This window comes from Streptomyces sp. CB01201 (assembly GCF_002803085.1).
GTDB classification, from domain to species: Bacteria; Actinomycetota; Actinomycetes; order Streptomycetales; family Streptomycetaceae; genus Streptomyces; species Streptomyces hundungensis.
Window position 1 is genome coordinate 202,516 of the sequence record NZ_NNBJ01000003.1, and the last position, 11,227, is coordinate 213,742.

11 protein-coding genes are annotated in these 11,227 nt (G+C 71.8%); 4 read left to right on the top strand and 7 right to left on the bottom strand.

Going from position 1 to position 11,227, the window contains the following annotated elements:
- The first annotated feature begins 162 nt into the window (after positions 1-162).
- Positions 163-534: a hypothetical protein gene (locus tag CG740_RS08905; protein ID WP_100574462.1), complete on the top strand. Its 372-nt coding sequence runs from the start codon at positions 163-165 to the stop codon at positions 532-534.
- A gap of 53 nt (positions 535-587) precedes the next feature.
- Here the strand turns inward: CG740_RS08905 and CG740_RS08910 are convergent, their stop codons facing one another.
- The gene (locus tag CG740_RS08910) at positions 588-1,487 is read right to left on the bottom strand and encodes an acyltransferase domain-containing protein (protein ID WP_100574697.1); all 900 of its coding nucleotides are present in this window, start codon (positions 1,485-1,487) and stop codon (positions 588-590) included.
- Between the two features lie 212 nt (positions 1,488-1,699).
- Between CG740_RS08910 and CG740_RS08915 the strand changes: the two genes are divergently transcribed.
- Entirely contained in the window at positions 1,700-1,969 is a 270-nt protein-coding gene (locus CG740_RS08915) for a DUF6343 family protein (protein ID WP_100574463.1), read from the top strand.
- A gap of 42 nt (positions 1,970-2,011) precedes the next feature.
- On the opposite strand, the gene CG740_RS08920 is transcribed toward CG740_RS08915, so the two are convergent.
- The 5 genes from CG740_RS08920 to rpsA form a co-directional block, all read right to left on the bottom strand.
- Positions 2,012-2,395: a tetratricopeptide repeat protein gene (locus tag CG740_RS08920; RefSeq protein WP_100574464.1), complete on the bottom strand. Its 384-nt coding sequence runs from the start codon at positions 2,393-2,395 to the stop codon at positions 2,012-2,014.
- Between the two features lie 109 nt (positions 2,396-2,504).
- Positions 2,505-2,891 carry a DUF3592 domain-containing protein gene (locus CG740_RS08925; protein ID WP_100574465.1) on the bottom strand — a complete coding sequence of 129 codons (387 nt, stop codon included), beginning with the start codon at positions 2,889-2,891 and terminating at the stop codon, positions 2,505-2,507.
- 214 nt (positions 2,892-3,105) lie between these two features.
- On the bottom strand, positions 3,106-3,705 hold the full coding sequence (gene coaE / locus CG740_RS08930; RefSeq protein WP_100574466.1) for a dephospho-CoA kinase: 600 nt from the start codon (positions 3,703-3,705) through the stop codon (positions 3,106-3,108).
- 123 nt (positions 3,706-3,828) lie between these two features.
- Positions 3,829-4,767 (bottom strand): PAC2 family protein, encoded by a 939-nt coding sequence (locus CG740_RS08935; protein ID WP_100574467.1) that lies wholly within the window; start codon positions 4,765-4,767, stop codon positions 3,829-3,831.
- 257 nt (positions 4,768-5,024) lie between these two features.
- On the bottom strand, positions 5,025-6,524 hold the full coding sequence (gene rpsA, locus CG740_RS08940; protein WP_100574468.1) for a 30S ribosomal protein S1: 1,500 nt from the start codon (positions 6,522-6,524) through the stop codon (positions 5,025-5,027).
- A 374-nt stretch (positions 6,525-6,898) separates the two neighbouring features.
- Between rpsA and CG740_RS08945 the strand changes: the two genes are divergently transcribed.
- On the top strand, positions 6,899-7,738 hold the full coding sequence (locus tag CG740_RS08945) for a class I SAM-dependent methyltransferase (protein ID WP_100574469.1): 840 nt from the start codon (positions 6,899-6,901) through the stop codon (positions 7,736-7,738).
- A 181-nt stretch (positions 7,739-7,919) separates the two neighbouring features.
- Positions 7,920-10,415, top strand: a complete 2,496-nt coding sequence (gene hrpB / locus CG740_RS08950; protein ID WP_100574470.1) for an ATP-dependent helicase HrpB — start codon at positions 7,920-7,922, stop codon at positions 10,413-10,415.
- Positions 10,416-10,476: 61 nt separating this feature from the next.
- On the opposite strand, the gene CG740_RS08955 is transcribed toward hrpB, so the two are convergent.
- Positions 10,477-11,227, bottom strand: a 751-nt coding sequence (locus CG740_RS08955; RefSeq protein WP_234376153.1) for a DUF3068 domain-containing protein, incomplete at its 5' end; no start/stop codon positions are given.

Below are 11,227 nucleotides of genomic sequence, written 5' to 3' on the forward strand. Positions count from 1 at the left end.
CACCGGGGCCACCGCACCAGGACCGCCGGCGAAGGGCGGGGTCCCGGCGGCCGGTCGCCCGGGCGGGCTAGCCCGGCGCCGCAGCGGATGCCGGAAGCCGGGGCACGGGGCAGGCTGACGACACTGACCGCCGCAGTCATGCCGTACAGACGAGGACCGCTCATGTCCGTGCCCGCGTCCCAGTCCCCCGCCCCGACCTCGCGCCGCCGTCGCCAGCGGCGCCTCGCGGCCGGGGCCGTGCTGCTCGTCCTCGCCACCACGGCCTGCTCCAGCCTCGGGCGGACGGCCGTCGGCACCATCTCCTACGCGATCGGCCCCGAGACGTCGGTGACGCTGACCAGCCCTAAGGTGCGCGGCTGCCACCGGCTTCCGCCGTCCGGCACGACCCAGGTCTACAACAACACGCTGGTCGACATGGTCATGTACCGGACGCCCAACTGCACCGGCAAGGACACCGTCTACCTCGGCAGCAGGCTCGCCAACAATGTGGCCCCCAGGGCCCTGCCGTGGCGCAGCTACAGCTTCGTGCACTGAGCCGTTCCGCTCCGGTACGAAGGCGGCGGCGGGCCTGTTCCGGCCCGCCGTTCCTACAGCTCGAACCATCCGTGGCCCACGTACCAGTGGCCGCCGTCCAGCAGGTGGCGGGCGACCGCGCGCTGCAAGCCGGTGCGCTGCGGAAGCCGGTCCACGGGCAGCTCCGGATCGCCGAAGACGAAACCGACGGGCTCGCCGTCGGCCGGCTCGTCATCTCTGTAGGCGGTACGGAACAAACGCTGGAAGCGGAGAATGTTGGAGCTTTCCGGAAGATGGTCGCGCAGCTGCTCGTCGAGCAGCCAGGAGTGGCAGGCGGCCACCCGGTAGCGCTCTTCGGGGAAGTGGCGGGCGAAGAACGTACGGGCCCGCGCGAGGGAATCGGCGCACGCCTCGGGTGTCAACGGGCCCCGGTAGTCAGGGATGTGCAGGTGCAGACAGGGGTCGCCGGGCCGCACGTCGAGGCCCGCTTCCCGCATGGCCGCACTCGTACGCTCGCCCAGCCGTGCGCGCTGGAACTGGAGCCGGCCGAGCTGGTAGATCTCCCCGCGGAAGTGCAGCCGCAGCCAGCCCGGCACGGCCAGACCGCCCCTCCCCCGGCGCCGGTGGTGCAGCGCGATGTGCCGCCCGAGGTCGGCGAGCGTACGACGCGCGATGTCCTCGGGGATGCCGTGCTCGCGGTGGTAGGCCCGGGTGTACGGGAGGGCGGCGACGGCCGTGTACACCGGGAACCAGCGCGCCAGGTCGGCGTCCAACTCCTCGGGAAGGGGCGGTAGTTCCGGGCGGATACCAACGGTGCCGAGGTCCTGGACGAGGAGGCGCGCGGATCGCTCCAGGAGTTCACCGAGGGCCGGATCGGCGGTGAACCGAGCGGCCAGCGCGGTCAGTTCGTTGATGTCCTGGTGCGGTACGGCGAGGTCGAGCAGCGTCTCGGGGAGGTCGTCGAGGAGCGGCATGCGCGCCACACTAGCCACCCCACCCTTCACGTGCCGCCCCTTTCCGGACGCGCCCCCGACGCGCACCGGGCCGCCACGCACGCCGGGCCGCCACCCGCCTCAGGGCACCAGACACATCAGGGCACCAGCCACGCCAGGGCGTCACGGATCCGATGCCCCGTGCGGCTTTCACGCCCGTTTCAGTGGGTACACCCCCTATAGAGGCGATCATCATGCTGCGTACCGGTAACGAACCGATCACCGCCCGCAGCCCCCTGCGGATGCGGTTCTGGCTGAGCATCTGGGGCCTGGTCTGGACCCTGGGCGGCACCGTGGGCTTCGCGCTGGAAGGGCGACCGGGGTGGATGGCGGCGTGCGCGGCGCTTGCGGCGGTGATCGCCGTCGACCTGGTCATGATCATCCGCCATATCCGGCAGGGCCCGCACTATCAGCCGGGCCGCGATGTCCCTCCGTACGAGCCACCTCGCACGCGGATGCCGTGAGGGGCAGCCAAGGCCTCCTCGCGTGACGCGTCGGGACGCGCGCTACGCGCCGCCGGTGCTTGTCTCGTCGTCGAACCGGGCCGCCGCGAGGTACTCGGGCTTCGGGTCCAGCGCCGCCGCCAGGCGGAAGTGCCGCTTGGCCTGGTCGGGGCGGGCCTCGCGCTCAAAGGTGCGGGCCAGCGCGAAGTGGGCGAAGGCGTTGTCGGGCTCGCGTTCCAGGACGAGCTGGAACTCCAGCTCCGCGGAACGGAGTTGGGCCGCGGCGAAGAAGGCGCGGGCCCTCAGCAGACGTGCCGCCGTGTTCTCGGGGTGGGCCGCGATGACCGAGTCGAGGAGCTTCACGGCACCACGCGGGTCCCGGGCGGCCAGGAGTTGCTCGGCCGCGCGGTAGTCGATGACGTGTGTCTCGGGGGTGCTTTCGGCCACGTGCCTGTCCTTTCCCTCGCTGCGCGATGACAACGCCATGCCCAGCTCCGGTATTCCGTACGCATCCGAACGCGATCGCGCGGGCACGAGATCGCGCCCGCCGTACGGTTCAGAGCGCGGCGGCCGCAAGGGTCAGGCCGAGCAGCACGATCGCTCCGCCCGCGGCCATGAACACCCGGTCCACGGCGGTGCGTTCACGGCCGAGGAGGACGACGGTACGCGGATCCTCGGGGTCGTAGGACAGCCGCACACTGCTGCCCGGCGGGAGCGGCTCGTGGCGGCTCGGCGGGACCGGGGACGGCAGTTCGAGCACGTGTCCATCGGCCGTCTCGAACTGGAGCAGCGGACGCGCCGAACCCTGCGGCGCCGCTTTCACCAGCGCCCACGCGTGCGCTCCGGCCCGCTCGGCACGCCGGGTCTCCCGCAGCCCGTAAGCCCCGGCGAGCAGCGCCACCAGACCGCCGATCACCGTAAAACCCGCCAGTACGAAGAGCACGGTCGGATCGTAATCCGCGCCGGCCGCGCACGGCGGGCCAAGTCGGCGAAACCCAGCTTGATGAGGGAATTCCTACGGTTCGTTTACGCGCCGGGCCCGCGAGGCCGCCGGACCGGCCGCCTTTCTGCCCCGGCCCGCGAGGGCGCTTCGGACCGGGCAGCTCTGCGGCCGGGCCCGTGAGGGCCGCCGGACGGGCGGCGCCTGTGCCGCTCCCCTAGCGGCCCGCCCGCGCCAGCAGCTCCGTCCACACCTTGCGGACCTGTGGTTCCAGCGCTGCCAGCGGGCCGTCGTTGTCGATGACCAGGTCGGCCACGGCCAGGCGCTGCTCGCGGTCGGCCTGGGCAGCCATACGGGCGTCCGCCTCCTGGGGCGTCATGCCGCGCAGGCGCACGAGCCGGTCGCGCTGGGTCTGGGGGGTCGCGTCGACGACCACCACCAGGTCGTACAGCGGCGCCAGGCCGTTCTCCGCGAGGAGGGGGACGTCGTGGATGACCACGGAGTCGGGTCCCGCGGCCGCTTCGAGCTCCGCGGAACGCGCGCCGACCAGCGGGTGCACGATGGTGTTCAGCGTCGCCAGCTTGTCCGGGTCGGAGAACACGATGGCACCGAGACCGGGGCGGTCGAGGGTTCCGTCCGCGGTCAGGATGGCGGGGCCGAACGCCTCGACCACCGCCGCCAGGCCCGGAGTTCCGGGCTCGACGACCTCGCGCGCGATCCTGTCCGCGTCGATCAGTACGGCTCCGTAGGAGACGAGCAGCCGTGACACTTCGCTCTTGCCGGCGCCGATACCGCCGGTCAGGCCCACCTTCAGCATGAGCGGAAGCTTAGGCGCCCGGCCCCACGCGGCGCCCGCCCCCTCGGAAGGCGGCCGACCCCTCGGAAGGCGGCCGACCGCTCCGAGGGCGGCCGGCCCCGCGCCCCGGTGACCGGGGTTGTCTTACGCGTCGCCCTCGCGCTCCGCGAGGAAGCGCTCGAACTCGCGGCCCAGCTCTTCCGCCGACGGCAGATCCGCCGGCTCGGCGACCAGGTTGCCGCGGGATTCGGCTCCCGCGATCGCGTCGTACTGGTGCTCAAGGCCCTGCACCAGGCTGACGAGTTCCTCGTCGCCCTCGCCGATCTGACGCTCGATCTCGGTCTGGGTGCGCTGCGCCTCGGTACGGAGGCCGTGGGCAACACTGGGCAGCACCAGGCCGGTTGCCGCGGTGACGGCCTCCAGGGCGGTCAGCGCCGCGTCCGGATAGGCCGAGCGGGCCACATAGTGCGGCACGTGCGCCGCAACGCCCAGGACGTCGTGCCCCGACTCCATGAGCCGGTACTCGATCAGGGACTCGGCGCTGCCGGGCACCTGCGCCTCGTCGAACGGCGAACGGTGGCCGGGCATCAGGTCCGTGCGGTTGCCGTGCGGGGTGATGCCCACGGGGCGGGTGTGCGGCACGCCCATGGGGATGCCGTGGAAGTTGACCGAGAGGCGGACGCCGAGCCGCTCGACGATCTGGCGGACAGCGAGCGCGAAACGCTCCCATTCGACGTCCGGTTCGGGGCCCGACATCAGCAGGAAGGGGGCACCCGTGGCGTCCTGCACCAGGCGCACCTCCAGGGCGGGCACCTCGAAGTCCGTCCAGCGGTCGCGCCGGAACGTCAGCAGGGGGCGGCGGGCGCGGTAGTCGACGAGCCGATCGTGGTCGAAGCGGGCCACCACCTGGTGCGGCAGCGTGTCAAGCAGCTTCTCCACGATCTGCTCGCCGGTCTCACCCGCGTCGATGTAGCCGTCGAAGTGGTACAGCATGACCAGGCCGGCCGACTCCTGCGCGAGCGCCATGTCGACGACGGCGAGGCCCTTCGGCTCCCATTCGTACAAACTCTGCGGATCAAGCACGATTACCGCTCCTCCTCGTGTTCACCAGGAAGAACGACCGCCGGGACCCGGGCATTCCCGGCCACGCCGCATTCGCCGAAAGCCGTGCCCGCAGCACGTTCAACCGGCATGGCCCACCAGCGGAGTTGAGCAAGCGGCCCCCGGCACAGCCCGGCCGCCCCGACGGGGCGCGGCCCCTCATGAAGGCATGAAGTAAGGCCCGCCCCCTATGGGGAGCGGGCCTTACTTTCAGCTATCTACCAGCTGGGGTCGGAGCGTCAGCTCTGACCGCCCGCCAGCTTCTCGCGCAGGGCAGCCAGCGCCTCGTCCGACGCCAGGGCGCCGGAGTTGTCGTCCGACTCCGAGGAGTACGAACCGCCGGAGACGCCCGCCGGGGCACCGGCCGGAGCGGCAGCGCCCTCGGCAGCGGCGGCCTCGTCGGCCTCGCGGGACTTGATGACCTGGGCCTGGTGCTGCTCGAAGCGCGACTGCGCCTCGGCGTACTGACCCTCCCACGCCTCGCGCTGGGTCTCGTAACCCTCAAGCCAGTCGTTGGTCTCGGGGTCGAAGCCCTCGGGGTAGATGTAGTTGCCCTGGTCGTCGTAGGACGCGGCCATGCCGTACAGGGTCGGGTCGAACTCGACCGACGCCGGGTCGGCACCGAAGGACTCGTTGGCCTGCTTCAGGGACAGCGAGATCCGGCGACGCTCAAGGTCGATGTCGATGACCTTGACGAAGATCTCGTCGTTGACCTGGACGACCTGCTCCGGGATCTCCACGTGGCGCTCGGCCAGCTCGGAGATGTGGACCAGGCCCTCGATGCCCTCGTCGACGCGCACGAACGCACCGAACGGAACGAGCTTGGTGACCTTACCGGGGACAACCTGCCCGATCTGGTGCGTACGGGCGAACTGCTGCCACGGGTCTTCCTGGGTCGCCTTCAGCGACAGGGAGACGCGCTCGCGGTCCATGTCGACGTCGAGGACCTCGACGGTGACTTCCTGGCCGACCTCGACAACCTCGGACGGGTGGTCGATGTGCTTCCAGGACAGCTCGGAGACGTGGACGAGACCGTCGACGCCACCCAGGTCCACGAAGGCACCGAAGTTGACGATCGAGGAAACGACGCCGGAGCGGACCTGACCCTTCTGCAGGGTGGTGAGGAACGTCTGGCGAACCTCGGACTGGGTCTGCTCAAGCCAGGCACGGCGGGACAGGACCACGTTGTTGCGGTTCTTGTCCAGCTCGATGATCTTCGCCTCAAGCTCCTTGCCCACGTAGGGCTGGAGGTCGCGGACGCGACGCATCTCGACGAGGGAGGCCGGCAGGAAGCCGCGGAGGCCGATGTCGAGGATGAGACCACCCTTGACGACCTCGATGACGGTACCGGTGACGATGCCGTCTTCTTCCTTGATCTTCTCGATGGTGCCCCAGGCACGCTCGTACTGAGCGCGCTTCTTCGAGAGGATCAGGCGGCCTTCCTTGTCCTCCTTCTGGAGAACCAGGGCCTCGATCTCGTCGCCGACCTTGACGACCTCGTTCGGGTCGACGTCGTGCTTGATCGAGAGCTCGCGGCTCGGGATCACACCTTCGGTCTTGTAACCGATGTCGAGCAGGACCTCGTCCCGGTCGACCTTCACGATGACGCCGTCGACGATGTCGCCGTCGTTGAAGTACTTGATCGTCTCGTCGATCGCGGCGAGGAAGGCTTCCTCGTTACCGATGTCGTTGACCGCAACCTGCGGAGTGGTGGCGGTGGTCTCGGTGCTGCTCGTCATGTGGGAAAGGGCTCCGGTTACGGACAGAAAGTCGTAGGTACTGCCACGCCGAGAGCCCGTATCGCCTCTGCAGAAGCCGGACAGCCTGGGAAGCGCCGATCCGGGTCGGTCCGGATGGCGCCTCGACAACCGAGGGGACATACAACAGATGGAAGCGCGCCTGCTACGTCTGAGGTGCGCAGGCTCGCAGCGCAACTTGTAGCATACGGGGGCAGCCGGACACGGTCAATGCGCGAAGGCGCACACCCGGGGCGGATCCCCGCATTACCGGCACAACTAAGGTTCCCCGAGGCCACGATGGGCCCCGCAGACCTCTTTCGAGAACGTTCGCGAAGACGAGGTCGCGTTCCGCGCAAACTACAACGACGGACACGATGAGCCAAGAGATCCAAGCGTACGAGTCCGAGGACGGGCCCGATTTCGAGCCGCAGGCGACCCGGCGTACCGCCGACGACACGGAGAGCAGCCGCGCCAGCCGCGGCTGGTGGGACCGCAACGCCGACGAGTACCAGACCGACCACGGAGCGTTCCTCGGCGACGACCGGTTCGTATGGGGCCCCGAGGGCCTGGACGAGGCGGACGCCCGCCTCCTCGGCCCCGCCGAGTCCCTCAAGGGCCTCGACGTCCTGGAGATCGGCGCGGGCGCGGCCCAGTGCTCGCGCTGGCTGGCCGCCCAGGGCGCCCGCCCGGTCGCCCTCGACCTCTCGCACCGCCAGCTCCAGCACGCGCTGCGCATCGACGGCGGCACGTTCCCGCTGATCGAGGCGGACGCGGGCGCCCTGCCCTTCGCTGACGCCTCCTTCGACCTGGCGTGTTCGGCCTATGGGGCCGTCCCCTTCGTCGCGGACCCGGTGAAGGTGTTCCGCGAGGTGCGCCGGGTGCTGCGGCCCGGCGGCCGCTGGATCTTCTCGGTCACCCACCCCATCCGCTGGGCCTTCCCCGACGAGCCGGGCCCCGAGGGCCTGTCGGTCGCGGCCTCCTACTTCGACCGCACGCCCTATGTCGAGCAGGACGACAGCGGCAACGCGGTCTATGTGGAGCACCACCGCACGCTGGGCGACCGGGTGCGGGACGTGGTGGCGGGCGGCTTCCGCCTGCACGACCTGGTCGAGCCGGAGTGGCCGGCCTGGAACGCCCAGGAGTGGGGCGGCTGGTCCCCGCTGCGCGGCAACCTGATCCCCGGAACCGCGATCTTCGTGTGCGTACGGGACTGACGCGCCCGCCCGAGACATTGGGCGTATAGGACTGACGCGCCAGCGCGACGGGGGCTGACGCGCGGCCCGCTCCGCGGCGGCGGCCGGGCCCGTCGCGTATTACCCGTGGTTAGTCGTACCAGCACACCGTGCCTGTGGACGGAGCGCCGCACGGCCCGGCGGGACGTACGACACTGAGCGCATGATCCGAACCGCCGCACTCGACGCTCTCCCCGTACGCGAGGCCGTGCCCGAGCTGCTCGCCGCACTCGACGGGCACGGCACCGCCGTGCTGTGCGCCCCGCCCGGCACCGGCAAGACCACCCTGGTGCCGCTCGTGCTCGCGGGGCTCGTCGGAGCCGGCCCGGTGCGCCGGGTGATAGTCGCCGAGCCGCGCAGGATCGCGGCCCGGGCCGCCGCGCGCCGGATGGCGTGGCTGCTCGGGGAGCGGACGGGGCAGCGGGTCGGCTTCACCGTGCGCGGGGAGCGTTCCGTCGGCGCCGACACCGTCGTCGAGGTCGTCACGACCGGCGTACTCCTCCAACGCCTCCAGCGCGACCAGGAGTTGAGCGGAGTCGACGTCGTCGTGCTCGACGAATGCCATGAGCGCCATCTCGACGCGGACACCGTCGCCGCCTTCCTCCTCGACGTACGGTCCGCCCTGCGCCCGGAGCTGCGCCTGCTGGCCGCGTCGGCGACGACGGACGCCGAGGGCTGGGCCCGGCTGCTCGGAGACGCGCCGGTCGTCGAGGCCGCCGGGGTCGCCCACCCCGTGGAGGTCGTGTGGGCGCCGCCCACCCAGCCGGTCCGGCCGCCGCACGGGATGCGCGTCGATCCGGCACTGCTCACCCATGTGGCCGCCACGGTGCGCCGCGCACTGGCCGAGCGGGACGGCGATGTGCTGTGCTTCCTGCCCGGCGTCGGTGAAATCGCCCGCGTGGCACGGCAGTTGGGCCCGCTGCCCGGCGTCGAGGTACTCCAGGTGCACGGCCGGGCCCCCGCCGCCGTGCAGGACGCGGTGCTCGCCGGCTCCGCCGACGGGCGGCGGGTGGTGCTCGCCACCGCGGTCGCCGAGTCCTCCCTGACCGTGCCCGGCGTGCGGGTCGTCGTGGACTGCGGGCTCGCCCGCGAACCACGGGTCGACCACGCCCGGGGGCTCGGCGCGCTGACGACGGTTCGGGCCTCGCAGGCCGCGGCCCGCCAGCGCGCGGGCCGGGCCGGGCGCGAGGCACCGGGCGCGGTCTACCGCTGCTGGACCGAGGCGGAGCACCTGCGCCTGACCCGCTTCCCGGCACCCGAGATCAAGGTCGCCGACCTGGCCGCCTTCGCCCTTCAGGCCGCCTGCTGGGGCGACCCGTCGGCGGACGGACTCGCCCTGCTCGACGCGCCGCCGGGCGGCGCGATGGCCGCGGCGCGTTCCGTCCTGACGGCGATCGGTGCGGTGGACGACCGGGGCCGCGCCACCGACCGGGGCGCCCGCATGGCCCGCCTCGGCCTGCACCCCCGGCTCGCCCGGGCGCTGCTCGACGGCGCGGCGGAGGTCGGCGGCCGCCGGGCCGCGGAAGTGGTGGCCCTGCTCAGCGAGGAGCCACCACGGGAGTACGGGGACGACTTGGCGGCGGCCTGGCGCGCCGCGCGCCGGGGCGGCGACGGGTATGCGGCCCGCTGGCTCCAGGAGGTGCGGCGCCTTGCCTCCTCCGCCGGAAACCATCCCGAGCGGGGCTCCGACGAGTCCGCCGCCGGACTCGTCGCGGCGCTCGCGTTCCCGGAACGGGTGGCACGGGCCCGCGGCGGCGGCTCCTTCCTGATGGCGTCCGGTACCGGTGCCGAGGTCGCACAGGGATCGGGCCTCGCCACGGCGGACTGGCTGGCGGTGGCCGTCGCCGACCGGCCGGTCCAGGCGGCCTCGGCCCGGGTCCGGCTCGCCGCCGTCGTCGACGAACAGACCGCCCGGCTCGCGGCGGGGCACCTGTCGACGGAGGGCGAGGAGGTGCACTGGGAGGACGGAGACGTCGTCGCCCGTCGGGTGGCGCGGCTCGGCGCGATCGAGCTGTCCGTACGCCCGCTGAAGCACCCGGACGCGACACTCGTACGGATCTCGCTGCTCGACGGCCTGGCGCGGGACGGTCTGGGCCTGCTGCGCTGGACTCGTGACGCCCAGGGGCTGAGGGAGCGGCTCGCGTTCCTGCACCGGGTGCTCGGGGAGCCCTGGCCCGATGTCTCCGACGCGGCGCTGCTCGCCCGGCCCGACGCGTGGCTGGAGCCCGAGCTGTCGCGGGCCCGGCGCCGGGCCGACCTCGGCCGGATCGAGGCGGGAGCGGCGCTCAACCGGCTGCTGCCGTGGGCGACCGGGGAGGCGGCCCGGCTCGACGAGCTGGCCCCCGAGCGCATCCAGGTGCCGAGCGGGTCACGGATACGGGTGGAGTACGGGGGTGAACAGCCGGTACTCGCCGTCAAGTTGCAGGAGATGTTCGGCCTGGACGGCACGCCGACGGTGGCCGGTGTGCCGGTGCTCGTCCATCTGCTCTCCCCCGCCGGGCGGCCCGCCGCCGTCACCGCCGACCTCGCGAACTTCTGGCGTGACGGCTACCGGGCGGTCCGCGCCGAGCTGCGCGGCCGCTATCCCAAGCATCCGTGGCCGGAGGATCCGACGGCGGCGGAGCCGACGCGCTTCACGAAGGCGCGGCTCAAACAGTGAGGGGCGGCGGCCCGGGACGAACCGGCCAGGGATCCGTGGGCGGACCCGTCCGGGACCCGGCTCAGGCGACGACGGGGTCGAGCCGCTCGGTGACCGCGGGCGGCGGGTCGCTGGGGCGGCGGCTGCGCGCCTCCAGCCAGAGCGAGAGGGCGAGCAGCACGACGGCGAGACCGAGGAATCCCCAGGGAAGGTAGGAGGTGAGCAGCAGGACCAGGACGCGGTTCTTCTTGACCAGGTCGACCGTGTAGTTGACGTAGTCGTCACGCATCTTGACGTCGCCCGCGAACACGGTGACCTTGTCCCGGCCCCCGAGGAGGGTGCCGCCGCGCATCTCCTCCTGGTTGACCTCCTCGCCGTTGACCGGGGCACCGGTGACGGGGTCGATCCAGAACTTGCGGGTGGTGGTGTACCAGAGGGAGGTGCCGGTCGTCTTCTCCAGGGTGCTGGAGTCGATGCCCGGCAGGGGCATCTTCTTCGGGTACGGGACCTTGGTCCACGGGATGGTCTGCTCGAAGTAGTAGACGTCGAGGCCGTGGAACTTCTGGGTGCCCTTGTAGTGGATGGGTGCGGAGGTGCGGGCCTGGAAGTCGAAGTACTCGTAGTCCCGCTTCTCCGTCAGGAAGGGCCACTTGAACTCGATGCCCTTGCGCTGCACGGGGTCGCCGTCGACCATCTCACCGGTGGCGTGCACGGGCGCCTGGCTGTGGGCGTCGAAGATGTAGCGCTCGGGGATCTGGGAGACCATCTTGCCGTCGGGGCCCTGGACATAGGAGAGGGTGTCCCACACCACGACGTCCTTGCCCGCGCTCTTC

Coding starts and splice junctions, on each gene's coding strand:
- CG740_RS08945 (WP_100574469.1), top strand. CDS start 6,899: ATGAGCCAAGAGATCCAAGCGTACGAGTCCGAGGACGGGCCCGATTTC.
- CG740_RS08905 (WP_100574462.1), top strand. CDS start 163: ATGTCCGTGCCCGCGTCCCAGTCCCCCGCCCCGACCTCGCGCCGCCGT.
- CG740_RS08910 (WP_100574697.1), bottom strand. CDS start 1,487: ATGCCGCTCCTCGACGACCTCCCCGAGACGCTGCTCGACCTCGCCGTA.
- coaE (WP_100574466.1), bottom strand. CDS start 3,705: ATGCTGAAGGTGGGCCTGACCGGCGGTATCGGCGCCGGCAAGAGCGAA.
- CG740_RS08915 (WP_100574463.1), top strand. CDS start 1,700: ATGCTGCGTACCGGTAACGAACCGATCACCGCCCGCAGCCCCCTGCGG.
- hrpB (WP_100574470.1), top strand. CDS start 7,920: ATGATCCGAACCGCCGCACTCGACGCTCTCCCCGTACGCGAGGCCGTG.
- rpsA (WP_100574468.1), bottom strand. CDS start 6,524: ATGACGAGCAGCACCGAGACCACCGCCACCACTCCGCAGGTTGCGGTC.